General features: G+C 63.3%; 22 protein-coding genes. 8 read left to right on the top strand and 14 right to left on the bottom strand.

Annotated features, from left to right (window positions below):
• From AC2FM5_RS14170 to hslO, 7 genes are all read right to left on the bottom strand, one after another.
• Positions 1 to 300, bottom strand: a 300-nt coding sequence (locus AC2FM5_RS14170; protein ID WP_496736339.1) for an ion transporter, incomplete at its 3' end; no start/stop codon positions are given.
• Between the two features lie 20 nt (positions 301 to 320).
• Positions 321 to 1,550, bottom strand: a complete 1,230-nt coding sequence (locus tag AC2FM5_RS14175; RefSeq protein ID WP_496736341.1) for a class I SAM-dependent RNA methyltransferase — start codon at positions 1,548 to 1,550, stop codon at positions 321 to 323.
• 39 nt (positions 1,551 to 1,589) lie between these two features.
• Complete coding sequence (locus tag AC2FM5_RS14180; RefSeq protein ID WP_496736343.1) at positions 1,590 to 3,422, bottom strand: ABC transporter ATP-binding protein; 1,833 nt, start codon at positions 3,420 to 3,422, stop codon at positions 1,590 to 1,592.
• Positions 3,419 to 5,269, bottom strand: coding sequence for an ABC transporter ATP-binding protein (locus AC2FM5_RS14185; RefSeq protein WP_496736345.1), 1,851 nt, complete (start codon positions 5,267 to 5,269; stop codon positions 3,419 to 3,421). Before AC2FM5_RS14185 ends, AC2FM5_RS14180 begins: the two co-directional genes overlap by 4 nt.
• Positions 5,270 to 5,460: 191 nt before the next feature.
• Positions 5,461 to 6,612, bottom strand: a complete 1,152-nt coding sequence (locus AC2FM5_RS14190; RefSeq protein WP_170434078.1) for a CCA tRNA nucleotidyltransferase — start codon at positions 6,610 to 6,612, stop codon at positions 5,461 to 5,463.
• Positions 6,612 to 7,211 (bottom strand): CoA pyrophosphatase, encoded by a 600-nt coding sequence (locus AC2FM5_RS14195; protein ID WP_496736347.1) that lies wholly within the window; start codon positions 7,209 to 7,211, stop codon positions 6,612 to 6,614. Before AC2FM5_RS14195 ends, AC2FM5_RS14190 begins: the two co-directional genes overlap by 1 nt.
• Positions 7,201 to 8,187, bottom strand: coding sequence for an Hsp33 family molecular chaperone HslO (gene hslO / locus AC2FM5_RS14200; protein ID WP_093963913.1), 987 nt, complete (start codon positions 8,185 to 8,187; stop codon positions 7,201 to 7,203). The genes AC2FM5_RS14195 and hslO overlap by 11 nt, the downstream gene beginning before the upstream one ends.
• A gap of 76 nt (positions 8,188 to 8,263) precedes the next feature.
• On the opposite strand from hslO, the gene AC2FM5_RS14205 reads away from it, so the two are divergent.
• Positions 8,264 to 8,707: an NUDIX hydrolase gene (locus AC2FM5_RS14205; protein WP_496736349.1), complete on the top strand. Its 444-nt coding sequence runs from the start codon at positions 8,264 to 8,266 to the stop codon at positions 8,705 to 8,707.
• On the opposite strand, the gene AC2FM5_RS14210 is transcribed toward AC2FM5_RS14205, so the two are convergent.
• Complete coding sequence (locus tag AC2FM5_RS14210; RefSeq protein WP_496736351.1) at positions 8,704 to 9,969, bottom strand: PP2C family protein-serine/threonine phosphatase; 1,266 nt, start codon at positions 9,967 to 9,969, stop codon at positions 8,704 to 8,706. The genes AC2FM5_RS14205 and AC2FM5_RS14210 overlap by 4 nt on opposite strands.
• A gap of 157 nt (positions 9,970 to 10,126) precedes the next feature.
• Here AC2FM5_RS14210 and AC2FM5_RS14215 point away from each other — a divergent pair, with 157 nt between their 5' ends.
• Entirely contained in the window at positions 10,127 to 10,453 is a 327-nt protein-coding gene (locus tag AC2FM5_RS14215) for an Hpt domain-containing protein (RefSeq protein ID WP_480729028.1), read from the top strand.
• A 4-nt stretch (positions 10,454 to 10,457) separates the two neighbouring features.
• Here the strand turns inward: AC2FM5_RS14215 and ilvA are convergent, their stop codons facing one another.
• Positions 10,458 to 11,684, bottom strand: a complete 1,227-nt coding sequence (ilvA, locus tag AC2FM5_RS14220; protein WP_170340699.1) for a threonine ammonia-lyase IlvA — start codon at positions 11,682 to 11,684, stop codon at positions 10,458 to 10,460.
• A gap of 59 nt (positions 11,685 to 11,743) precedes the next feature.
• Positions 11,744 to 12,511, bottom strand: coding sequence for a hypothetical protein (locus tag AC2FM5_RS14225; RefSeq protein WP_170364369.1), 768 nt, complete (start codon positions 12,509 to 12,511; stop codon positions 11,744 to 11,746).
• A gap of 134 nt (positions 12,512 to 12,645) precedes the next feature.
• On the opposite strand from AC2FM5_RS14225, the gene AC2FM5_RS14230 reads away from it, so the two are divergent.
• From AC2FM5_RS14230 to msrA, 4 genes are all read left to right on the top strand, one after another.
• The gene (locus tag AC2FM5_RS14230) at positions 12,646 to 13,872 is read left to right on the top strand and encodes an argininosuccinate synthase (RefSeq protein ID WP_170433562.1); all 1,227 of its coding nucleotides are present in this window, start codon (positions 12,646 to 12,648) and stop codon (positions 13,870 to 13,872) included.
• Between the two features lie 32 nt (positions 13,873 to 13,904).
• Positions 13,905 to 14,303, top strand: a complete 399-nt coding sequence (locus tag AC2FM5_RS14235) for a DUF1810 domain-containing protein (protein ID WP_496736363.1) — start codon at positions 13,905 to 13,907, stop codon at positions 14,301 to 14,303.
• An 80-nt stretch (positions 14,304 to 14,383) separates the two neighbouring features.
• A complete protein-coding gene (locus AC2FM5_RS14240; RefSeq protein WP_496736354.1) occupies positions 14,384 to 14,665 on the top strand; it encodes an SCP2 sterol-binding domain-containing protein in 282 nt (93 codons plus the stop codon).
• A gap of 95 nt (positions 14,666 to 14,760) precedes the next feature.
• Entirely contained in the window at positions 14,761 to 15,426 is a 666-nt protein-coding gene (gene msrA, locus AC2FM5_RS14245) for a peptide-methionine (S)-S-oxide reductase MsrA (protein ID WP_170510640.1), read from the top strand.
• Here the strand turns inward: msrA and AC2FM5_RS14250 are convergent.
• Positions 15,423 to 16,295: a ribokinase gene (locus tag AC2FM5_RS14250; protein WP_496736356.1), complete on the bottom strand. Its 873-nt coding sequence runs from the start codon at positions 16,293 to 16,295 to the stop codon at positions 15,423 to 15,425. The genes msrA and AC2FM5_RS14250 overlap by 4 nt on opposite strands.
• Before the next feature lie 4 nt (positions 16,296 to 16,299).
• On the bottom strand, positions 16,300 to 18,555 hold the full coding sequence (locus tag AC2FM5_RS14255) for an NADP-dependent malic enzyme (protein ID WP_170391378.1): 2,256 nt from the start codon (positions 18,553 to 18,555) through the stop codon (positions 16,300 to 16,302).
• Between the two features lie 160 nt (positions 18,556 to 18,715).
• Between AC2FM5_RS14255 and mutS the strand changes: the two genes are divergently transcribed.
• Positions 18,716 to 21,331, top strand: a complete 2,616-nt coding sequence (mutS, locus tag AC2FM5_RS14260; protein ID WP_496736365.1) for a DNA mismatch repair protein MutS — start codon at positions 18,716 to 18,718, stop codon at positions 21,329 to 21,331.
• Between the two features lie 35 nt (positions 21,332 to 21,366).
• Here mutS and AC2FM5_RS14265 read toward each other — a convergent pair whose 3' ends face one another.
• Both AC2FM5_RS14265 and hrcA read right to left on the bottom strand, forming a co-directional pair.
• Entirely contained in the window at positions 21,367 to 21,930 is a 564-nt protein-coding gene (locus tag AC2FM5_RS14265; RefSeq protein WP_093963902.1) for a nucleotide exchange factor GrpE, read from the bottom strand.
• Positions 21,931 to 21,940: 10 nt separating this feature from the next.
• The gene (gene hrcA / locus AC2FM5_RS14270) at positions 21,941 to 23,005 is read right to left on the bottom strand and encodes a heat-inducible transcriptional repressor HrcA (RefSeq protein WP_496736359.1); all 1,065 of its coding nucleotides are present in this window, start codon (positions 23,003 to 23,005) and stop codon (positions 21,941 to 21,943) included.
• A gap of 113 nt (positions 23,006 to 23,118) precedes the next feature.
• Here hrcA and rph point away from each other — a divergent pair.
• On the top strand, positions 23,119 to 23,746 hold a 628-nt coding region (rph, locus tag AC2FM5_RS14275; RefSeq protein WP_496736361.1), incomplete at its 3' end, for a ribonuclease PH.

Genomic DNA, 23,746 nt, shown 5'->3' on the forward strand with positions numbered 1-23,746 from the left:
CAACACCGAAAGACCCGCACCGCCGGGCACCAAGGCGATGCCGACGATCACGAAATCGAAAATGTTCCAGCCATTGAGAAAGAACCGGCGCCCGTTGGCCACCAGTTTCACTGCGATCTCGGCCACGAAGATGGTCAGGCAGATGGTGTCGAGCAGCACGATCGCCGGCCCGAATTTCGCCATCAGGCCGTCCGAGGTTTCCATACCCAGCAGAACCGCGTTCACCAGGATGACGCCGGTGATGAACTGCGAAAACCGCGGGTTTTCGACAAAGGCCTGCAGGCGCTGCCGGATCGTCATGCGGAGGGTCTCCTGTCGGGTCATGGGGTCTCTGCCAGTTTGAAGCTGCCCACCAGTTCGCTGTGGGATGACCATCGAAATTGGTCAACCACTTGGACCCATTCAAGGGCATAGCCCGCCTGAACCAGAATTTTTGCATCACGCGCGAAGGTCACAGGGTTGCAGGACACATAGGCGATGACCGGACGGCGGGCCTGAGCCAGCTCGGCCACCTGGGCCTCGGCGCCGGCGCGCGGAGGGTCCAGAACCACGGCGTCGAAACGGCGCAGCTCGTCCGGCATCAAGGGGCGGCGGAACAGGTCGCGCGCCTCGGTCGTGACCTGTTTCAATCCCGTGGACTTGCGCCAGCCCTGATCCAGCGCGCGGGTCATGTCGGCCGCGCCTTCAACGGCATGAACCTCGGCCCGTTGCGCCAGCGGCAACGAGAACGTGCCGCAGCCCGCGAACAGATCAACCACCCGCTTGGCTGGGCCGACAATCTCGAAAACAGCCTGTGTCAGAGCCTGTTCTCCATCTTTCGTGGCCTGCAGGAAGGCCCCCGGCGGCGGGACCACTGTGGCCGGTCCGAACCGCTGTTTTGGTGGGTTGCGCATGGCGATCACCTCGCCATCCCAGGCCAGCCGCGCCAGCCCGTGCTGCTCAGTCGCCTGCGCAAGCGCCAGTTCCAGCGGGCCATCCAGCGGCTTGCCGCCCTGCACCGCCACGTCCAGTCCGGCTTCGGACAGGGTCAGGGTGACCGACAACACGCCCTTGCGGCTGCCGCCCAGTTCGGCCAGCGCCTTGGCCACGGGGATGGCAGCGGTCAGAGCCGGGTCCAGCAGCTGGCAATCAGGAATCTCGGTGATCACGTCCGAGGCGCGCCCGTGGAACCCCGCCAGCGCGCCCTTCTTGGTGCGGCGCACAGCGATGGTGGCGCGGCGCCGCGACTGCGGTGGCGACGTCAGGATCGGGCGCATCTCGGCCTGCAGCCCCTGGGCGGCCAAGGCGGTACGCACCACCTCAACCTTCCAATCGGCCACGAATGCGTCCGAGGCGTGCTGCAACTGGCAGCCGCCGCAGCTTTTGTAGTGGCGGCAGGGCGGCTTGACCCGATCGTCCGACGGCGTCAGCACCTTGATATCGGTCAGCGCCGAGCCGTCCAGCGCGCCGGTGACCCGCTCTCCGGGCAGCGTTCGGGGGGCATAGACCGGGCCTTCGGCGATGCCGTCGCCCTGATGCCCGAGGCGGAGAATGGTGTATTCCTGCGTCATGGCCTGCCTGATAGCCGGGCTGATGCGCCAACAAAACCCTTATTCGGCGGCTTCGGTCTGGATGAACCCGCCCGACTGACGGTGCCAGAACCGCGCATACAACCCGCCCTGCGCCAGCAGAGTGTCATGCGGACCGCTTTCCACGATGCGCCCGTGATCCAGAACGATGATCCGGTCCATCTCGCTGAGGGTGGACAGGCGGTGGGCGATGGCCAGAACGGTCTTGCCCTCCATCACCCGGTGCAGCGCGGTCTGGATCGCGGCCTCGACCTCGGAATCCAGCGCCGAGGTGGCCTCGTCCAGCACGAGGATCGGCGCGTCCTTCAGGATCGCGCGGGCCAGCGCGATACGCTGACGCTGGCCACCGCTCAACTTGACGCCGCGCTCGCCCAGATGCGCGTCATAACCCCTGCGCCCCTGCCCGTCCTGCAGATCGAGGATGAAATCATGCGCTTCGGCCTTTTTGGCGGCGGCGATCATCTGGTCTTCGGTGGCATCGGGCCGACCGTACAGGATGTTGTCGCGGGCCGAACGGTTGAACATCGCGGTTTCCTGCGTGACCATGCCGATCTGGCGGCGCAGGCTGTCCTGCGTGACGCGGGCGATGTCCTGCCCGTCGATCAGAATCTGCCCATTTTCCCTGTCATAGAGCCTGAGCAGCAGCGAAACCAGGGTGGACTTCCCCGCCCCCGAGGCACCGACGATGCCCAGTTTCTCGCCCGGCTGCACCGTCAGCGTCAGGTCCGAGACTCCGCCCACGTCGCGACCATAGGCAAAGCTGACATCGCGGAACTCGATCCGGCCCTCGGGCACCGTCAGCTCGGTGGCGTCCGGCGCATCCTCGACCCGGTCGGGCCGCGCCAGGGTTTTCATGCCGTTCTCGATCTCGCCCACATGGGCGTAGATCCCCATCAGGGTAAAGCTGACCCAGCCCGTCATCTGCGCGATGCGGATCGAAATGGCGCCCGCCGCCACGATATCCCCGGTGGTCGCCGACCCGGCCTGCCACAGCCACAGCGTCGCGCCCAACAGCAGAACCGGCAGAAGCCCCGCCAGTGTCATCAAAATGAACCGGAAACTGGCCGACAGTTTGCCAAAGGCCAGAGACTTGTCGCGCAGCGCAACCATCGAGTCGCGCGCGGCCTGATCCTCGAACTCGGAATGGGCAAACAGCTTGACGGTCTTGATGTTGGTGATCGTGTCCACCACCTGTCCCGACACCATCGCCCGCGCTCCGGCCCGCGCGGCCGAGCGTGTACGGATGCGCGGCAGGTACCAGCGCACCAGCAGGAAATACACAGCCAGCCAAGCCACGAAGGGCAGCATGACGAGGGGATGAATAGACCCTAACAAAAGCAAAGATCCCACGAGCGAGGCCAAGGCAAAGACGATGGCGCTGATGGTTTCCGATACGACCGAGGTCAGGGCATTGGCCGTCTGCATCTGTTTCTGGGCGATGCGGCCGGCAAAATCGTCGTCGAAATAGGTGACCGACTGCCCCAACGTCCAGCGGTTCAGCTTGGCCAGGACCAGCGGCGGGATGTTGGGCATGACGATATAATTGTTCGACACCGAGGACAGCCCGAACAGCAGCGGCCGGATCAGCATGAAGAACGCCACGGCGCCCAGGATCATCCACAGGTTTCGCGGTGTCAGAAAGTTCTCGGGGCCGCTGGCGGTCGCGATGTCGATCACCCAGCCTAGAATCCAGGCGGTTCCGGCCTCCATCGCGCCTGCCAGGGCCGAAAACAGCGCAGCGGCGAACAACATGGGCCAGGCCCCTGTCAGGCACCAGCGAATGAACGCCCCCAGCCTTTGCGGCGGGGGCGTCTGGGTGGGTTCAAACGGTTTGATCAGGTCTGCGACCGTCATTCTGCTGCCTCGTCCGCGGCCTCGGGGTTCATGAAGCCGCCAGATTGGCGCGCCCAGAACTGGGCGTAAAGACCGCCCTGCTCCAAAAGATCGGCATGGGTGCCTTCCTCGACGATCCGGCCTCCGTCCATCACCAGGATGCGGTCCATCTGGGCGATGGTGCTGAGCCGGTGCGCGATGGCGATCACGGTCTTGCCCTGCATCATACCGTATAGCGTCTCCTGGATAGCGGCTTCGACCTCGGAATCTAGGGCGGATGTGGCCTCGTCCAACAACAAGATCGGCGCGTCCTTCAGGATCACCCGCGCCAGCGTCACCCGCTGCCGCTGCCCGCCGCTCAGCTTGACGCCGCGCTCGCCCACATGGGCGTCATAGCCGGTGCGGCCCTGCGGGTCCTGCAGGTCGAGGATGAAGTCATGCGCCTCGGCCTGTTTGGCGGCGGCGATCATCTGGTCTTCGGTGGCATCGGGGCGGCCATACAGGATGTTGTCGCGCACCGAGCGGTGCAGCAGCGCGCTGTCCTGCTGAACCATGCCGATATTGCGGCGCAGGCTGTCCTGGGTGACGGTGCGGATGTCCTGCCCGTCGATCAGGATCGCACCGCTTTCCACGTCGTAGAACCGCAGAAGCAACTTGACGAGGGTCGATTTCCCGGCCCCCGATCGCCCGATCAGCCCGACCTTTTCGCCCGGCTGGATTGTTAGATTGACATGATCCAGCCCGCCGGTCTCGCGGCCATAATGATGCGACAGGTCGCGGATCTCGATCCGGCCCTTGGTGAGCTGCAGCGGCTTGGCGCCCGGCGCATCCAGCAGGTCGACGGGCTGGGCGATGGTCTCCATCCCTTCGGCCACGACGCCCAGCTGGCGGAAGAAGCTGGTTAGCGCCCACATGATCCAGCCGGTCATGGCATTCAGCCGCAGCGTCAGCGCGGTGGCCGCCGCCACCACCCCGACCGAGGCGCTGCCCTGCATCCATAGGTAAATGGCCCAGCCTACCACACCGATGATCAGCACGCCGTTCAGCGCGACCAGAACGGCATCCATGATGGTGAAGATGCGCATTTCGGTCTGGAAGGTGCGCCGGGTCTCTTCGATTGCTTCGCGCGCATAGTCGAGCTCCTGCTGGGCATGGGCGAACATCTTCACCGAGTGGATGTTGGTATAGCTGTCGACCACCCGGCCCGTCACCGTGGACCGCGCATCGGACGCGGCCTGCGACGCCGGCCCGACCCTCTGTACCGTCCAGCGCACCAGCAGCGCATAGAGCGCGAACCAGATCAGCAACGGCAGCAGCAGGCGCGGATCGGCTGCCATCAGCAGGATCGCCGCACCGATCAGATAGGCCAGCGAGAACGAAATCGCATCGAACACCTGGAACACCACCTCGCCCGCGGCGGGCGGGGTCTGCATGATGCGGTTGGCGATGCGCCCGGCAAAATCATTCTCGAACCAACCGACCGACTGGCGCAGAACGTGCTTGTGCGCCCGCCAGCGGATCAGCGTTCCGAAATTGGGCAGGATCGCATTGTTCAGCAACAGCACGTCCAGCACATGCAGGATCGGGCGCAGGAACAGGATGAACAGCGCCACCAGAACCAGCTCGGTCCCCTGGGCCTGCCAGACTTCGGACGGCGATCCGCCCAGCAGGTCGACGACCCGGCCCATATAATAGATCAGCCCGATCTCGACCGCGGCCACGATGATCGACATCAGCGCGGCCCAGAAGAAGACGCGCCGAAAAGGGCGGGAATAATCCAGCATGAAAGGCCACAGCCGCGTCGGCGGCGTGTCCACCTCTTCATATGCAACAAAAGGGTCTACGAGGTTTTCGAAATAGCGAAACATGGAGGTGCTCCGATTGAGCAGGAAAATTGAAAATGCGAAAGCAGATGGCGCCAAAACACCACCCGTACGGGTCAGGTGTTCTGGCTTTAGCCGAACCAGATCCCGTAATACATTCGCAGTCCTCCATCCATGTGACAGGCGCAACCTAGCCGAACACCTGCGGGCTTGTCATCCCCTTTTGAGACTTCCCGTCAATATTGCAGCAGCGCGTCCCGGTCCAGCGTGAATTCCGAGGCGATCCAGCGGCTCTCCAGTTCGGCCAGTTTCGCGCCCAGCGCAGGGCCGGAGTAGCGCCCGAGCAGATCGGCGGCCCTGACCGGGAATGTCTCTGCGGCCCCTTTTTCAACGGCCGCGCCCGTCTCAGCCGTCCAGGGCTGTTCCAGAAAGGCGCAGCGCAGAAGGGCCGCGTCCTGTCCGTCTGGCTGGCCCAGCCGATACCCCAATTCGGCCGCCCCGGCACCGCATTGCGCGCCGTCCCGGATCCGGGTCAGGCGGGCCAGTTGCGCCTTGCTGAGGCGCAGAGTCCCAGCAACCTCGGGCGCAGCGATGGCTGCCAGACGGCGCAGCGCGTCGGGGGCAAGCCCGGCCTGTGATTCAAGATGGATCAGGATCGGCAGCGCCCGATCGTCGGCGCCGGGCAGCAGATGCGCCAGAACGCCGATGCTGCGCATGGCCGCCACTGATGGGGCCGGATCGGGCGCGGCCAGCAGTTTCAGCATCTCGGCTCCGACCCGCTCGCGCGACAGCCGGTCGAGCCCGTCCAGATCGGCCGCAATCGCCGCCAGAGCATCCGGGTCCATCCCGGCCTGCGCATCGCCATACCAGGCGTGAAACCGGAAATACCGCAACGAGCGCAGATAGTCCTCGCGGATGCGATCTTGGGCCGCACCGATGAACCGCACGCGCCGCGCCTGCAGGTCGGGCAGGCCGCCCAGCGGATCCAGAATGGTGCCGTCGGGGCGGGAATAGAGCGCGTTCATCGTAAAATCGCGGCGGGCGGCGTCCTCTTCCACCTGGTCCGAAAAGGCCACGACCGCGCGCCGCCCGTCGGTTTCGACGTCGCGGCGAAAGGTCGTGATCTCATGTGGTTTGCCGTCGCTGACCACGGTCACGGTGCCATGATCAATCCCCGTCGGAATCGCCTTCAGCCCGGCCCGTTCAGCCAGGTCCATCACCTGTTGCGGGCGGGCATCGGTGGCGATGTCGAGATCCGAGACCGGGGCCCCCAGCAGCGCATTGCGGACGCAACCCCCAACGAACAGCGCCAGCGCGCCGCCCTCGGTCAGCGCCGCACACACGTTCTGCGTGGCCGGGTTCGTGATCCAGTCTTCGGTGATCCGCATCATTCGTTCATCCGTGCCGCCAACCCGCGCAACATGCGGGCCGTGGCGCCCCAGATGTAGTAGGGGCCAAAGGGCACCGCGAAGTAATACCGCCGTGTTCCACGCCAGATGCGCGATTCAACCACATAATTCGCAGGGTTCAGCACATGCGCAAGAGGAACCGAAAATACTTCGTCAACCTCGCCCGGTTCGGCCACCGGGTCAAAGCCGCGCTCCAGAACCGCCACCACCGGTGTCACGGCGAATGACGTGACGGTTTCATGCACCGGCAAGGTACCCAGAATGCGTGGCAGGTCCGGCGGCAGGCCGATCTCCTCCTGCGCCTCGCGCACGGCGGTTGCGGTCACATCCGCATCGGTGTCATCCTGCTTGCCACCCGGAAAGGCGATCTGCCCCGGATGGTGTTTCAGGGCCGAAGACCGCTTGGTCAGGATCAGGCGCGGATCGTCGCGGGCCAGGTCCACGGCGATCAGAACACCCGCGGGGCGCAGCTTGCGCCCCGCAGGCAGAACCGTCCCGGGATTGAGGTCGAAGTCGCTGGACCCGTCACCGGGACGGGCCAGCGCCGCGCTCAGACGCGGGATCAGGTCAGCCGGCATCCGGATCTTCTGCCTCGAACCCGACGGATTTCGGATCCAGCACGTAATGCGCGCCGCAGAACTGGCAGTCGGCGGTCACGGTGCCTTCATCCGTGGTCATCTTCTCGATGTCCTGGGCCGAGTAGATCGACAGGCTTTGACGCACGCGGTCCTCGGAGCAGGTGCAGCCGAACTGCACCGACTGGGCCTCGTACACGCGGGGCTGTTCCTCGTGGAACAGGCGCACCAGCAGATCGGTCGGCGCCACGGATGGTCCGATCATTTCCAGATCCTCGACCGTGTCCAGCAGTATGTTGACCCGGCCCCAGTTCTCTTCTTCCTGACCATCGACCAGATCGGCGGCTGTCAGAACTTCGCCCGTACCCTCGCCGCTGGCGACAAACGGAGACGCCTTTGGCATGTGCTGCAGCATGATGCCGCCGGCGCGCCAGCGTTCGCCCACACCCGGCTCGGTCGACCGGCCAAAGCTGAGCGAGAAGCGGGTCGGCAGCTGTTCGGACTGCGCGAAATACGCCTCGGCGCAGGCGCTGAGCGATCCTCCGGCCAGCGGCGTGATCCCCTGATAGGGTTGCGTCCCCTTGCCCTGGTCGATCAGGATCGCAAAGTATCCCTCGCCCACCTGATCAAAGGGTGCACCTTCGGTCAGACGGTCGCGGTCAAAGCTGGCATAGGCCCTGATCTGCGCGGGCTGACCCTCTTCTCGCGGGGCGTAATAGTCAGTGGCGATCATCCGCACGGGCCCCTTGGACTGAACCTGCAGCGACAGCTTCCAGCGCAGCGCGACGGTCTGGCCGATCAGCGCGGTCAGCAAGGCCATCTCGGCCACCAGCGCCTCGACCTGCGCGGGGTAGTTATGCTGCTTCAGGATGCCGTCCAGCACCCCGTCCAGCCGGGCCACGCGGCCACGCATATCCGATACATCAAGTTGAAAGGGCAGGACGGTATCGTCCCACGCGATTTTCGTTCCAAGAGACATGGGGTTTCCTTAAGCGCCGCAAGTTGGCATATCGCCACCATATAGGTCGTACATTCGGGGTTGAAAGGGTCCTTACATGATCAGACGGTTCGGCGAAACCCCGGAACCGGGGCGGAAATACACGCGCCGGGTCGGCGTCTATGCGCTGCTGCCGCGCGGGGCCAGCCTGCTGCTGACCTGCCAGACTGAACCCGGACCCGACTTGCAGCTGCCCGGAGGCGGGATCGACCCGGGCGAGTCGCCAATTGTCGCCCTGCATCGCGAGGTTTTCGAAGAAACCGGTTGGTCGATCGCGGACCCGCGGCGGGTTGGTGCGTTCCGGCGATTCACCTACATGCCCGAATATGATTTGTGGGCCGAGAAGGTCTGTCTGATCTACCGGGCCCGCCCGGTGCAGCGCAAAGGACCACCGACCGAACCCTTTCACGAAGCGGTTTGGATGAACACCGGCGATGCGGTTCACTTGTTGGGCAATGCAGGCGACCGGCACTTCGCGCGGCTGCATCTATCCGGGCTTTAGTTTCCGTTGTACTCGAAAAACACGGCTGAAACGTCATCCTCCATCCCCGTTCCCGGCGGCATGCCCTGAGTCAATCGCCAGAACATGTCGTCCAGAAACTCGGGCCCGCTGTTCGCTCCTAGGCATTCCAGCGCCATCCGTTGCAGCCCATCCTCATCCAGAAGATCACCGTTTTTGACACGGCATTCGGTGAAGCCGTCCGAATACAACAGCAGCTTGTCACCGCGCTGCAGATAGGTTTCGGTCTGCTGGAACGTCACATCGGGCAGCAATCCGATGGGCAGGCCGCCATCCCCAAGGAACTCTGCCCGGCCGGTCCGGCGCAACAGCAGTGGATGGGGGTGCCCAGCCTGAACCATCCTCAGGTGGCCGTTGCGCAGATCCACGATGGCGTAGACCATGGTGAAATATTCCTCGATCCCCGTGTCGGCCATCAGGCGGGCATTCAGGATAGCGGCTACCTGCTCGGGTGGCAGCAAGGCGTAGAACTTGTTGAACCGCTTCTCCATTGCGACGTTCTGATCGAAATGCTGGCTGGTCAGATACCCGCCCAACCGCGCCGTCATCATTGCTGACGTGATACCGTGGCCGGAGACATCGATGCTGTAGAACCCGATCCGGTTCGCGCCCGGCGAAAACATCCCCACCAGGTCACCCCCGATGTGGCCGCAGGGTTTGAGCAGCAGGCTGACCCGGGACCTGCCAAATTCCCGATAGAGTTCCGGCACCAGTGATTCCTGTATCTTGCGCGCCTGGATCAGATCCTTGTCGATGGCGTCATGCGCAAGGCGCAGTTCGGACAATGCGGTTTCGATCAACCGGTTCTTGTCCGAAAGCTCGCGCTGCATATCAAGAATGCGGGCCCCTGCCGAAATGCGGGCCCGCAACTCGTCTGCTTCAAGCGGTTTGATCAGGAAATCATCCGCACCGGCATCCAGACCGCGCGCGACTTCCTGCTTCTCACTTTTTGAGGTCAGAAGGATGAAATAGGTATACTGGTCGTTCTCCAACGCGCGAAACGCGCGGCAGAATTCCAGCCCGCCCATGCCCGGCATCACCCAGTCACTGAGCACCAGATCAGGCAGGGCCTTTTTACAGATCTCGATCGCTTCTTCACCGCTGTCGGCCTCGACAACCGTGAATCCCCATTTCTTCAGCGATGCCACCAGAATACGGCGTTGCAGGCGGCTGTCATCGACCACCAGCACCGTCCGGATGGCTCCAAAATCCAGGTCAGCCTTGGCCTCAATTTGGCTGGACACTCGCACGCGAAACCTCTGCGTATTTTCCAACTGGGGTGGGGCAAAGCTACGGCGCTCGGCTTAACAACCGATGAAAGCTGTTCACCGCAGTGGCTTAACCCGGATTTTACCCCGGACCGGTATTCAGAGACGGTTTCGGTCAAGGTGGAGGACGGTAATGATACACTGGCCAAGGGTGCGCCAGCTGCGTGATGAAGTCGGGTCCGAGGAGTTCGACGAGGTCGTCCGGATTTTTCTGGATGAAGTCGGTGAGGTCATGGGCCGCTTGACGTCGGACACCGACCGATCCGCGCTTGAGCAGAACCTGCATTTCCTCAAGGGCAGTGCATTGAGCCTTGGTTTTGAGAGCCTGTCCAAACTCTGTCAGGATGGCGAACGGCGCGCTGCTGCGGGCCATGGGGCGGAAGTCGATCTGGACGCGGTCATCGCGGCTTTTGACCGCTCGCGCGCGGAATTCATGTCCGGCTTAAAGGACATCCTGTAATCGGTCAGATCACGAACTGCGCCAGCGTCTCGTCCTCGGTGATGTCGGTATAGACGAACCCGGCATCGTCGAGATGCGCAAACAGGCGCAGGAAATTGTCCGGCTTGCTGGTCTCGATCCCGATCAGGACCGAACCGAAATTGCGCGCCGATTTCTTCATGTATTCAAACCGGGCGATGTCATCTTCGGGGCCGAGGATGTTCAGAAATTCCTTCAGCGCTCCGGGCCGCTGCGGCAGGCGCAGGATGAAGTACTTCTTGACGCCCGAGTAGCGCTGCGCGCGCTCTTTGACCTCGGGAAGACGCTCGAAATCGAAATTCCCGCCCGAGGTGACGCAGACGACCGTCTTGCCGCGCACAAAGCTTTGGACGTCGCCCACCGCCTCGATCGCCAGAGCGCCGGCGGGTTCCAGCACGATGCCTTCTACGTTCAGCATCTCGATCATGGTGGTGCAAATGCGGTCCTCGGACAGAACGATCACGTCCGACAGGTGCCGGTCACGCAACAGCTGGAACGGCTTGTCTCCGATCCGGCCCACCGCCGCGCCGTCGACGAAATTGTCCACCTTGTCCAGCGCCACCGGATGGCCCGCCGCCAGCGCCGCGCGCAGACAGGCCCCGCCCGCGGGCTCGACGAACAGGCAATGGGTGCGGTCGCCGAACCATGTCGCCACACCCGAGGACATGCCGCCACCACCCACCGGCAGCACCACGTGATCGGGAAGGCGGCCCAGCTGTTCCTCGATTTCGACGGCCAATGAGGCCTGCCCCTCGATCACGTCGTCATCGTCGAAGGGCGACAGGAAATACCCGCCCTGCTGCGCGCACCAGTCCTGAGCCGCGGCAAGCGTGTGGTCGAAATAGTCGCCAGTCAGGTGGATCTCGACGTTGTCGCCACCAAAGATTCGGGTCTTCTGGATCTTCTGCTGAGGTGTCGTCACCGGCATGAAGATCACGCCTTTGACCCCCATGTGCTTGCACATAAAGGCCACGCCCTGCGCGTGGTTGCCAGCGCTGGCGCAGACGAACAGGTCCTGTCCCTGCTGCTTGCGCATGGCGTTGAACGCACCGCGGATCTTGTAGGACCGCACCGGGCTGAGGTCTTCGCGTTTCAGCCAGATGTCGGCATCGTATTTCTCGGACAGATGGGCATTGCGCTGCAACGGCGTTGCAGGAAACACGGTGCGCATCGCCTGTTCGGCGGCGCGGGCGCGGGTCATGAAATCACTCATGCCGCATTCCCTGCCCCATCAGGCCGACAAGGGCAAGGAATACATCGGTGTACGGGCGATCAGCCCAGTTCGCGCTTTTCGATGAACACGCCGTACATCGTGGTCAGGATGCTGACGTTGATCATCGGCAGGATCAGAATCCCGAAAAACAGGGCGATCAATACACCCAGTACCGGAATGATCGACAAAACTCCGATCGCCAGCTGAACCAGAAACTGAAACAGGAACGAGACCACGATAAGAACGACGATTGTACCTCCGGTACCCAGAGTGTTGTTCCAAGCCTCGGCCAACGTGATCGGCTGGCCGATTGCCGCAGCCGGCAGGATGATGGACAGCCGATAGAAGCAAATAGCCAGGAAAACCAGGTAGCCGATGGTCAGGATGATCGAAACGGCGATCAGTCCTTCGCCCAGCATGCCTGTCAGGATCCCCATCGGCAGGAATGCAATTGCCATCAGGATCCCGAGCATCAGTCCGCGTCCGAAATAGGCCAGAATGCGATCGAACCGAAAGGTAGGCAGCACGCCGGAAGGATACTCTTCCAGAAGAATGTATCTGTGCCAAGCCACCGCGATCCAGCCCATGATGAGGACCATCACGACGAATAGGAGAAACGCGAACAGAACAATGGCCCCCGGGTTCACCCCCGGCGGTAGCCCGTTCGGATTGTCATCGAATGCCTCGAGTGGAATTCCGGACACCATGAACAGGCCGATGATCGCAACCGTTCCAATTACGGCCGGACCGATAACGATTTGCGCTACCTGCTTGAGATTGCCAAAAACCATCCGAAGCGAGTGGGCAAAAATATTCCATCCGAGCATTCCGAAATTTCCTTGATCAATCCATGGTTGATACCGTTTGACTGCAATTCCGCCGCCCGGTCAATCCACAGCTTCTTGCCCCCACGTCGAAAACCCGCTAGGGGCCAATCGTCTTACGCATAAGGGGAAGTCAGATGTCCGCGCCCAAGAAAGTTGTTCTGGCCTATTCCGGTGGCCTTGATACCTCGATCATCCTGAAATGGCTGCAGACCGAGTATGGCTGCGAGGTGGTGACCTTCACCGCTGATCTGGGTCAGGGCGAAGAGCTTGAGCCCGCCCGACAGAAGGCCGAGCTGCTGGGGATCAAGCCCGAGAACATCTATATCGAGGACATCCGCGAAGAGTTCGTCCGCGATTTCGTCTTCCCCATGTTCCGCGCCAATGCGCAGTACGAAGGGCTGTACCTGCTGGGCACCTCGATCGCGCGGCCGCTGATCTCGAAGCGCCTGATCGAGATCGCCAAGGAAACCGGCGCTGACGCGGTGGCGCATGGCGCCACCGGCAAAGGCAATGACCAGGTGCGGTTCGAACTGGCGGCCTATGCGTTGAACCCCGACATCAAGGTGATCGCGCCCTGGCGCGAGTGGGACCTGAGCAGCCGCACCAAGCTGCTGGAATTTGCCGAGGCGCACCAGATCCCGATCGCCAAAGACAAGCGGGGCGAGGCACCCTTCTCGGTGGATGCGAACCTCCTGCATACCTCGTCCGAGGGCAAGGTTCTGGAAGACCCCGCTGTACAGGCGCCCGACTATGTCTATCAGCGTACCGTCCACCCCGAGGACGCCCCGAACGAGCCTGAATATATCGAGATCGGCTTTGAAAAAGGCGACCCGGTCAGCATCAATGGTGAGGCGATGAGTCCCGCCACCCTGCTGACCAAGCTGAACGAATACGGCGGCAAGCACGGCATCGGTCGTCTGGATCTGGTCGAAGGCCGGTTCGTGGGCATGAAATCGCGCGGCATCTACGAAACACCGGGCGGCACCATCCTGCTGGAGGCGCATCGCGGCATCGAATCCATCACCATGGACCGCGGCGCGATGCACCTGAAGGACCAGCTGATGCCGCAATATGCCGAGCTGATCTACAACGGCTTTTGGTACAGCCCCGAGCGCGAGATGCTTCAGGCCGCCATCGACAAAAGCCAGGAACACGTCACCGGCACCGTCCGCGTGAAACTCTACAAGGGTCTGGCCTCGACCGTGGGCCGCTGGTCGGATCACTCGCTGTATTCCGAGGCGCATGTGACTTTTGAGGAAGACGCTGGCGCCTATGACCAGAAAGACGCCGCGGGCTTCATCCAGTTGAACGCACTGCGGCTCAAGCTGCTGGCGGCGCGCGACAAGCGGTTGTCCAAGTGACCGAGGATGACGGCATAAACGACGAACTGGAAATGTTCATCGAAGCGCAGGACACGGTCTGGTCCGATGTCCTGCGCGAACTGGAACAGGGGCAGAAGACCAGCCATTGGATGTGGTTCGTCTTTCCGCAACTGGCCGAGCTGGGCCAGTCGCATATGGCGCAGCTCTACGGGATCGAGGATCTGGACGAGGCTGCGGCCTACCTGGTCCATCCCGAATTGCGCCGCCGCCTGACCGAGGTGGCCCGGCTGATGCTGACCCACGCGGGCAAGGACCCGGCCGAGATTCTGGGCAAGGTGGACGCCAAGAAGCTGCGGTCGTCCATGACCCTGTTCGCCGCCGTGCCCGATGCTCCGCCTGAATTCCAGGAGGTTCTGGGCGCGTTCTATGACGGGCAGCCCTGCCCGCGCACGCAGCAGGCCCTGGGCTGAGCGGTTTCCCGTAAGGTCACGCTTGCCCCGGCCCCTGCCCTCTGTCACCCCAAACGCAAGTGCGAAAAAGGGAGGCAGGGATGCTGCAGGAGATCACCGAAGGAATCCAGAAAGGGCTGGCCGACAAACGCTTTGACGGCTCGTTGAAATTCGATTGCGGCGCCGATGGCGTGATCGTGCTGGCCGACAACACGGCCACAACCCAGGACCGCGAAACCGATTGCACCATCCGCATCTCGCGCGAAAACCTGGGCAAACTGCTGACCGGCAAGCTGAACCCGATGACCGGGGTGATGATGGGCAAGCTCAAGATCTCGGGCGACATGGGCGTCGCGATGAAGCTGGGGCAGTTGCTGGGCTAGGCGATAAACTCGTCTCACCACCGCGTGACAAACGGTTTCAGCCGATTGTCAGCCGCCCCGTTGCGCGGCAGCCTGAGGCGGAAAGGAGATCCGCCATGACCCGTTGCCTCGACCAGATCAAGCTGACCCTTCTGTTTGCGCTGATTGCGCTGGCGCTGATCCTGCGCGCTCAGCCTTCCCCGGCGGCCGGAACCGAGACGCTGACCGTGGCGGGCGGCTGTTTCTGGTGCGTCGAGGCCGATTTCGAATCCGTGCCCGGCGTGATCGAGGCGGTTTCGGGTTACACCGGCGGCACGACTCCGAACCCCACCTACAGCCAGGTCACGAGCGGCGGCACCGGCCATTACGAGGCGGTGCAGATCACCTTCGATCCGGCCCGCGTTTCCCGTGAAACCCTGCTGAACCTGTTTTTCCGCTCGGTCGATCCCACCGATGCCGGTGGACAGTTCTGTGACCGGGGCGACAGCTATCGCACCGCGATTTTCGTCTCTGACACAGGCGAAAAAGCTTTGACTGAACGCAGCAAGGCCGAAGCACAGCGTGCGCTGGGTCAGGCCATCGTGACTCCGGTCCTGTCGCTTGGGGCGTTCTATCCGGCCGAGGCCTATCATCAGGATTACTACAAGGGCAAAAAGCTGGTGTTCACCCGGTTCGGGCCGAAACGCCAGCTGAATGCCTACAAGGCCTATCGCAAGGCCTGCGGCCGCGATGCACGGGTCCGGCAATTGTGGGGCAACGCCGCGCCGTTTGCCGGATCTTAATCCAGCGCGGCCTCGAGCACCTCTTTCAGATCGGGAATGACGTCCGCCGTACCAGGCCGCATCACCATCAGGGCAGCGGCCCGGTTGGCTTGGGTGATGGCCTGCGCCATCGGCATCCCCCGGTCCATTCCCGCCAGAACATATCCGGTAAAGGTGTCCCCGGCCCCGGTCGTGTCCACGGCCTTGACCTTGTGGGCAGGAAACTCTGCCGCCGCCTGCCCGCGTTGATGATAGCGGGCGCCTTTTGACCCCAGCGTGACGATCACATGCTCGACCGGCAGATCGGCCGGAGCCATCCCTGTGGCCTGTTGCAGCTGGGCGGCCTCGACCTCGTTCAGGATCAGGAAATCCAGATAGGGCAGCACCGCCTGCACCGCCGTTGCGCTGAAGGGGGCTGCGGCACAGCACACCGTCAGACCCCGCTCGCGGCCCAGCTTCGCGGCCTCGACCTGTGCGGTGGTCTCGTTCTGGAACACCAGAAGACCGCCCGTGTCAGAGTCTGCCAGCGCGGCGGAAACCTGACCGGCTCCGATCGCATGGTTGGCGCCGGGGTACAGGATGATCAGGTTTTCGCCCTGCGCATCCACGGCGATGATCGCATGGCCCGTGGGCTGATCGACCTGCGCGATGTGCCGCGTGTCGACCCCGTATTCGGTCAACCGGTCGCGCGCCCACAGCCCGTCGGCCCCCACGGCGCCGATGTGGCGCACATGCGCCCCGGCCCGTGCCGCCGCAACCGACATGTTCGCGCCCTTGCCGCCCAGAAACCGCTGCAAACCGCTGGCCGCAAGGGTTTCACCCGGCGCCGGCAGGTGCGGCAGCGCATAGACCATGTCGGCATTGATCGAGCCCAGGTTCCAGATTGCCATCGGATCACGCCATGTCGCACGAGGCCAGGATGGCCATGTTCAGGATGTCATTCGCGGTCGAGCCGGTCGAACAGATCTGGATCGGCTTGTCGATGCCGGTCAGGATCGGGCCGATCACCGTGGCTCCGGCCATCTCCTGCATCAGCTTGGTGGAAATCGAGGCCGAGTGCCGCGCGGGCACGATCAGGATGTTGGCAGGCCCGGTCAGGCGGCAGAAGGGATAGGCCTCTTGCTGGTGGGCGTTCAGCGCCACGTCGACGGTCATTTCGCCTTCGTATTCGAAATCGACGCCGCGCGCCTCCAGCACTTGCGGGGCTTTGTACAGCTTTTCGGTCCGCTCGGAGACCGGATAGCCGAAGGTCGAGAAGCTGACGAAGGCCACCCGAGGCTCCAGCCCCATGTGGCGGGCAACCGTGGCGGCGCGTTCGGCAATCGTCGCCAGATCGTTCTCGTCGGGCCATTCATGCACCAGCGTGTCGCCGATCAGCACGATCCGGCCCTTGTGCAGCAGCGCGGTGATCCCGGCGGCGCCATGGGCGGCGTCGGCGTCGAACACATGGCTGATGCGGTCCAGCACATGCGCCGATTTGCGGGTGGCCCCGGTCACCAGACCGTCGCCATGCCCATGCGCCAGCATCAGGGCCGAGAACACATGCCGGTCGCGCGCGGCCAGGCGGTGGATGTCCTTGCGGTCAAAGCCTTTGCGCTGCAACCGCTGGTACAGAAAGTCCTTGTAGGCATCGAGATGCGTGGTGTTGGCGGCGTTGACCACCTCCAATTCGCGCACCGCGTCGCCCAGACCGGCGGCTTCCAGCTTGGTCTTCACGTCGTCGGGCCGGCCCACGACCAGCGCCTTGCCGAAGCCCGACCGCTGATACGTCACCGCCGCGCGCAAAACCCGCGGATCGTCGCCCTCGGCAAAGATCATCCGGCTTTGCGCCGCGCGGGCCCGGGCGTTCAGGCCACGCAGAATGCTGGCGGTCGGGTCCATACGCGACTTGAGGCTCAGCTCATAAGCCTCCATGTCAATGATCGGCCGCCGGGCCGCGCCGGTGTCCATCCCCGCCTTCGCGACGGCCGGCGGAATGCGATAGATCAGGCGCGGATCAAATGGCGTGGGAATGATGTAGTCGCGCCCGAAGGTCAGCGATTTGCCATAAGCCAGCGCCACCTCGTCGGGCACGTCCTCGCGCGCCAGACGGGCCAGCGCGTGGGCGCAGGCGATCTTCATCTCGTCATTGATGGCGCGGGCGTGAATGTCCAGCGCCCCGCGGAACAGGTAGGGAAAGCCCAGAACGTTGTTGACCTGGTTGGGGTAGTCGCTGCGCCCGGTGGCCACGATCGCGTCAACGCGCACCTCGTGCGCCTCTTCCGGGGTGATTTCCGGATCGGGGTTGGCCATGGCGAAGATCACCGGATTGTCGGCCATGCTGGCGACCATCTCCTGCGTGACCGCGCCCTTGACGGATACGCCCAGAAACACGTCGGCGCCCTTCATGGCCTCTTCCAGCGTGCGCAGCTCGGTCGAAATCGCATGCGCCGATTTCCACTGGTTCATGCCCTCGGTCCGGCCCTGATAGATCACGCCTTTGGTGTCGCAGACGATGCAGTTTTCATGCCGGGCGCCCATCGCCTTGAGCAGTTCGATACAGGCGATCCCCGCCGCCCCGGCCCCGTTGAGAACGATCTTCACGTCCTCGATCTTCTTGCCCGAGATGTGCAGCGCGTTGATCAACCCCGCCGCACAGATCACCGCCGTGCCGTGCTGGTCGTCGTGAAAGACGGGGATGTCCATCTCTTCTTTCAGGCGCTGTTCGATGATGAAGCACTCGGGCGCCTTAATGTCTTCCAGGTTGATGCCGCCAAAGGTCGGCCCCATCAGCTTGACCGCGCGGCAGAATTCGTCCGGGTCCTCGGTGTCCAGTTCGATGTCGATCGAGTTCACGTCGGCGAACCGCTTGAACAAGACCGATTTTCCCTCCATCACCGGCTTGGACCCCAACGCGCCCAGATTGCCCAGCCCCAGAACCGCCGTCCCGTTCGAGATCACGGCCACAAGGTTGCCCTTGTTGGTATAGTCATAGGCGGTCTCGGGGTTCTCAGCGATGGCTTCACACGGAACCGCCACGCCGGGGCTGTAGGCCAGCGACAGATCGCGTTGGGTGGTCATGGGAACGGTGGCCTGCACCTCCCACTTTCCGGGGGTGGGTTCCAGGTGAAAGGCCAGCGCCTCTTCTTTGGTGATCTTCGCTTTGGGCATTTTGACGGTCGGTTCCATGACTTCGGGGCTTTTCGCCTCATACCGCAGGCGCGGGCGCGCCTCAACGACTATGCGATTTCACCTTTCGTCGCGGTTGGGGGATTTGTAAGGTCGCGCCGGAATACGCCAGAGGGGAGCAGCCTTGTCCAACGTCACGCCGATGATGGCGCAATACCTGGAAATCAAAGAGGCCCACAAAGACGCCCTGCTGTTCTACCGCATGGGCGATTTCTACGAGATGTTCTTTGAAGACGCCGTGAACGCCGCCGAGGCGCTGGACATCGCCCTGACCAAGCGCGGCAAGCACAATGGCGACGACATCCCCATGTGCGGCGTGCCGGTGCATTCGGCCGAGGGCTATCTGCTGACGCTGATCCGCAAGGGCTTTCGCGTCGCGGTCTGCGAACAGATGGAAAGCCCGGCCGAGGCCAAAAAAAGAGGCTCTAAATCGGTGGTAAAGCGCGATGTCGTGCGCCTTGTCACCCCCGGCACCCTGACCGAAGACGCCCTGCTGGAGGCGCGCCGCCACAATTTTCTGGCCGCCTATGCCGAGGTGCGCGACGAGGCCGCGCTGGCCTGGGCCGACATCTCGACCGGGGCGTTTCACGTGATGCCGCTGACCTCGGTCCGCCTCAGCCCCGAGCTGGCCCGGCTGGCCCCGTCCGAGCTGATCGTGGCCGACGGCACTGAGGCCGGTCTGCGCGACACGGTCGAAGACCTGGGCGTCGCGCTCACCCCCATCGGGCGGGCCAGTTTCGACAGCAGTGCGGCAGAAAAACGCATCTGCGGGTTGTTTCACGTGGGCACGCTGGACGCGTTCGGCAGCTTTGGACGCGCCGAAGTGTCCGCGATGGGCGCGCTGATCGATTACCTGGAGATCACGCAGAAGGGCAAATTGCCCCTGTTGCAAACGCCGCTGAAAGAATCCGAAGATCGCGTCGTGCAGATCGACGCGGCCACCCGCCGGAACCTGGAACTGACACGGTCCTTGTCGGGCGGACGGTCCGGATCGCTGCTGTCGGTGGTGGACCGCACGGTGACTCCGGGCGGCGCGCGCCTGCTGGAACAACGCCTGTCCAGCCCCTCGCGCAATCTGGATGTGATCCACGCGCGGCTGGACGCGGTTGATTTTGCCGCCCAGGACAGCCTGATCGCCGCCGATCTGCGCGAGGCGCTGCGCAAGACGCCCGATCTGGACCGCGCCCTGTCGCGCCTGTCGCTGGAACGCGGCGGCCCGCGCGACTTGGCCGCCATCCGCAACGGGCTGGCCCAGGCGCAGGCCATTGCCGAAATCTGCGCCGGTCAGGACCTGCCCGTGCTGCTGGCAACCGCGGAGCAGAACCTCGTGGGCTTCGACGATCTGCTCGACCTGCTGGATCAGGCGCTGGTCGCCGACCCGCCACTGCTGGTGCGCGATGGCGGCTTCATCGCCCCCGGTTTCGACGCCGAGCTGGACGAGGCCCGCACCCTGCGGGACGAAGGCCGCTCGGTCATTGCCGGGTTTCAGCAGAAATACGCGGAACATACCGGCATCGCCTCGTTGAAGATCAAGCACAACAACGTGCTGGGCTATTTCATCGAAACCACGGCCACCCATGCCGAAAAGATGCTGAACCCGCCGTTTAGCGAGACCTATATCCACCGCCAGACCACCGCCAACCAGGTGCGGTTCACTACGGTTGAGCTCAGCGAGATCGAAACCCGCATCCTGAACGCCGGAAACCTGGCGCTTGAGATCGAAAAGCGGCTCTATCAAAGGCTTTCTGACGAGATTCTGGCGCAGGCTGGCCGCATCAATCAGGCCGCGCGCGGGCTGGCCGAGCTGGACCTGACCACCGCGCTGGCCGATCTGGCGCGGGGCGAGAACTGGTGCCGCCCGCAGGTGGACAGCTCGCGCGCCTTCGACATCGTCGCAGGCCGCCACCCGGTGGTGGAACACGCGCTGCGCCAGCAATCCGGTGATGCTTTCATCGCCAATGACTGCGACCTCAGCGCAGAGGACGGAGCGGCCATCTGGTTGCTGACCGGTCCGAACATGGCGGGTAAATCGACCTTCCTGCGCCAGAACGCGCTGATCGCGCTGCTGGCGCAAATGGGCAGTTTCGTTCCAGCCGAACGCGCGCATATCGGACTGGTCAGCCAGTTGTTCAGCCGCGTGGGTGCCTCCGACGATCTGGCGCGGGGCCGGTCGACCTTCATGGTCGAGATGGTCGAAACCGCGGCGATCCTCAACCAGGCCGATGACCGGGCGCTGGTGATCCTCGATGAGATCGGGCGCGGCACCGCCACCTATGACGGCCTGTCCATCGCCTGGGCCACGCTGGAACATCTGCACGCCGCCAACCGCTGCCGGGCGTTGTTCGCCACGCATTACCACGAACTGACCGCGCTGGCCGGCAAGCTGGAGGGCGTCGAAAACGCCACCGTCGCGGTCAAGGAGTGGGAGGGCGAGGTGATATTCCTGCACGAGGTCCACAAGGGCGCCGCCGACCGCTCTTACGGCGTGCAGGTCGCACAATTGGCCGGCCTGCCGGCTTCGGTCGTCGAGCGCGCACGGGTAGTTCTGGACCAGTTGGAGAAGACCGAGCGCGAGGGCGGCAAGCAAAAAGCGCTGATCGATGATCTGCCGCTGTTTTCCGCAGCACCGCCCCCGCCGCCACCGGTTGCGAAGGCCTCGCCAATCACCGACATGCTGGACCAGATCCTGCCGGATGAGTTGACCCCGCGCGAAGCGCTGGACCTGATCTACAAACTGAAAGAGGCGGCCAAATCCTGACCGCCCCATTCAATTGTCAGTGAAGCTCTGGCCCGTCAGCTGGCCGGGGTCGAGCTGACCCCCACCTGCGCCGGACGCAGCAGGCGGTCATGCAGCATGAACCCTTCGGCCGAGACCTGGATGATCTCGCCCGCTTTGGTGCCCGGCACAGGGGCTTCGAACATGGCTTCGTGCAGATTCGGGTCGAACTTGTCGCCAACCTCGGGTGTGATCACCTCGATCCCGTGTTTCTGGAATACGTCCTTCAACACGCGCATGGTCAGCTCGACACCTTCGATCAGGCCGGCTGCGACCTCTTTCTGCTCGTCCGTAGCCGCCTCGAGCGCTCGTTTCATGTTGTCGTAGACCGGCAGCATGTCGCGCGCCAATTTGGACCCACCATACTGTTCGGCCTCACGGCGGGCCCTGTCGCCACGCTTGCGTGCGTTTTCCGCATCCGCCAGGGCGCGCATGAACTTGTCGCGCAACTCGTCGCGCTCGGCCTTCAGGGCATCCAGTTCCAGCGCTTCTTCGCTGATCTCGGCCATCTCCTCGGCCAGTTCTTCCGCCTCGGCAGTTGCAATGTCGTCCAGAAAGTCTTCGTTCTTCGGCTCTGCCATCTTTTACCCTCTAGCTCCGATCGGAAATCAGTTTCCCAACCAGTTGCGCCGTATAGTCCACGATCGGCACGATCCGCCCATAGTTCAAACGGGTCGGCCCGATCACGCCAACGGCGCCGATTATCTTTCGATCAGCGTTCATATAAGGAGACACCACCAAAGAGGAACCCGAAAGTGAGAAAAGTTTGTTCTCCGAGCCGATAAAAATGCGCACGCCTTCGCCTTCCTCGGTCAATTCGAGGAATTCGGCTATGTCACGCTTGCGTTCCAGATCGTCAAACAGGACCCGGATTCGCTCCAGCTCCTCTTCCTGACCGGTGTCGCCCAGCAGATTCGCCCGACCACGCACGATCAGACGCGCCGAGTCCGACGCCTCGCCCTCCCAGGCCGCAAGGCCGCTTTCCACAAGCTCGCGGGCCAGCACGTCGATCTCTTGCCTGCGCGCCGCAATCTCGGTCTGGATCATCCGGCGCACATCGGACAGTTTCCGGCCCTCGATCAGGGCGTTCAGGAAATTGGCCGCCTCACGCATCGAACTGGGCGTCTGACCCGGTGGTGGCGTGAACAGCCGGTTCTCCACATGGCCATCTGCGAAAACCAATACCACCAGGGCCCGGCCATGGCCCAGGGAAACGAACTCGATATGCTTGATTTCGGATTCGTGCTTGGGTGTCAGCACCAGCGACGCGCCATGCGTGACGTTCGACAAGGCGGCCCCGACGCGATCCAGCATACCGCTGACATCACCGGAATTGCTGCCCAGCGTCTCATCCAGCTTCTTGCGGTCGTCCTCGCCCAGGTCGCCAACTTCCAGCAGGCCGTCGACGAACATGCGCAGCCCAACCTGTGTGGGCACCCGGCCGGCGCTGACATGCGGACTGCCCAAAAGGCCCAGAAACTCGAGATCCTGCATGACATTGCGAACCGTTGCCGCGCTGACTTTTTCACTGAGCGACCGGCTGAGTGTGCGGCTGCCGACAGGTTCGCCGCTTTCCAGATAGCTTTCGACGATCAGGCGAAACACTTCCCGCGACCGGTCGTTCAACTCGTCCAGAATTTTGCTCGCTTCACTCATCGGTGGTTCCCTTGCTGGGTGGTCATTAAATAGCTGCCAACAGAAAGGTCAATCGGGGTTGCATCGCTGCCATGCCGGGCGTTATCCCCAAGCCAGCAGACAAAGGATATCTCATGCGACCCTCTGGACGAGATTTAAGCGAAATGCGCCCGGTTTCAATCGAGACCGGGTTTACCAAACATGCCGAAGGTTCCTGCCTGATCAAGAACGGCGACACCCATGTTCTGTGTACCGCCACGATCGAGGATCGCGTGCCGCCTTTTATCAAGGGGTCGGGCCTGGGCTGGGTCACCGCCGAATACGGCATGCTGCCCCGCGCGACAAACACCCGGATGCGGCGTGAGGCCGCCAGTGGCAAACAGGGTGGCCGGACCGTCGAGATCCAGCGCCTGATCGGCCGCGCCCTGCGCGCCGGGGTCGACCGCGTCGCCTTGGGCGAACGCCAGATCACCGTGGATTGTGACGTGCTGCAGGCCGATGGCGGCACCCGCTGCGCCTCGATCACCGGCGGCTGGGTCGCGCTGCGGCTGGCGGTGAACAAGCTGATGAAGGCCGGTGACGTGATCTCGGACCCGCTGGTCGATCCGGTCGCCGCCGTATCCTGCGGCATCTATGCCGGCCAGCCCGTTCTGGACCTGGACTATCCCGAAGACAGCGAGGCCGGCGTTGACGGCAACTTCATCATGACCGGTTCGGGCAAACTGATCGAGGTGCAGATGAGCGCCGAAGGTTCCGTCTTCA

It is taken from the genome of Ruegeria sp. BHSA162 (assembly GCF_059613385.1).

Coding starts and splice junctions, on each gene's coding strand:
- mutS (WP_496736365.1), top strand. CDS start 18,716: ATGATGGCGCAATACCTGGAAATCAAAGAGGCCCACAAAGACGCCCTG.
- hslO (WP_093963913.1), bottom strand. CDS start 8,187: ATGTCTCTTGGAACGAAAATCGCGTGGGACGATACCGTCCTGCCCTTT.
- AC2FM5_RS14235 (WP_496736363.1), top strand. CDS start 13,905: ATGTTCATCGAAGCGCAGGACACGGTCTGGTCCGATGTCCTGCGCGAA.
- AC2FM5_RS14250 (WP_496736356.1), bottom strand. CDS start 16,295: ATGGCAATCTGGAACCTGGGCTCGATCAATGCCGACATGGTCTATGCG.
- AC2FM5_RS14180 (WP_496736343.1), bottom strand. CDS start 3,422: ATGACGGTCGCAGACCTGATCAAACCGTTTGAACCCACCCAGACGCCC.
- AC2FM5_RS14215 (WP_480729028.1), top strand. CDS start 10,127: ATGATACACTGGCCAAGGGTGCGCCAGCTGCGTGATGAAGTCGGGTCC.
- msrA (WP_170510640.1), top strand. CDS start 14,761: ATGACCCGTTGCCTCGACCAGATCAAGCTGACCCTTCTGTTTGCGCTG.
- AC2FM5_RS14205 (WP_496736349.1), top strand. CDS start 8,264: ATGATCAGACGGTTCGGCGAAACCCCGGAACCGGGGCGGAAATACACG.
- AC2FM5_RS14255 (WP_170391378.1), bottom strand. CDS start 18,555: ATGCCCAAAGCGAAGATCACCAAAGAAGAGGCGCTGGCCTTTCACCTG.
- AC2FM5_RS14230 (WP_170433562.1), top strand. CDS start 12,646: ATGTCCGCGCCCAAGAAAGTTGTTCTGGCCTATTCCGGTGGCCTTGAT.
- AC2FM5_RS14190 (WP_170434078.1), bottom strand. CDS start 6,612: ATGCGGATCACCGAAGACTGGATCACGAACCCGGCCACGCAGAACGTG.
- AC2FM5_RS14225 (WP_170364369.1), bottom strand. CDS start 12,511: ATGCTCGGATGGAATATTTTTGCCCACTCGCTTCGGATGGTTTTTGGC.
- ilvA (WP_170340699.1), bottom strand. CDS start 11,684: ATGAGTGATTTCATGACCCGCGCCCGCGCCGCCGAACAGGCGATGCGC.
- AC2FM5_RS14240 (WP_496736354.1), top strand. CDS start 14,384: ATGCTGCAGGAGATCACCGAAGGAATCCAGAAAGGGCTGGCCGACAAA.
- AC2FM5_RS14175 (WP_496736341.1), bottom strand. CDS start 1,550: ATGACGCAGGAATACACCATTCTCCGCCTCGGGCATCAGGGCGACGGC.
- hrcA (WP_496736359.1), bottom strand. CDS start 23,005: ATGAGTGAAGCGAGCAAAATTCTGGACGAGTTGAACGACCGGTCGCGG.
- AC2FM5_RS14185 (WP_496736345.1), bottom strand. CDS start 5,269: ATGTTTCGCTATTTCGAAAACCTCGTAGACCCTTTTGTTGCATATGAA.
- AC2FM5_RS14195 (WP_496736347.1), bottom strand. CDS start 7,211: ATGCCGGCTGACCTGATCCCGCGTCTGAGCGCGGCGCTGGCCCGTCCC.
- AC2FM5_RS14265 (WP_093963902.1), bottom strand. CDS start 21,930: ATGGCAGAGCCGAAGAACGAAGACTTTCTGGACGACATTGCAACTGCC.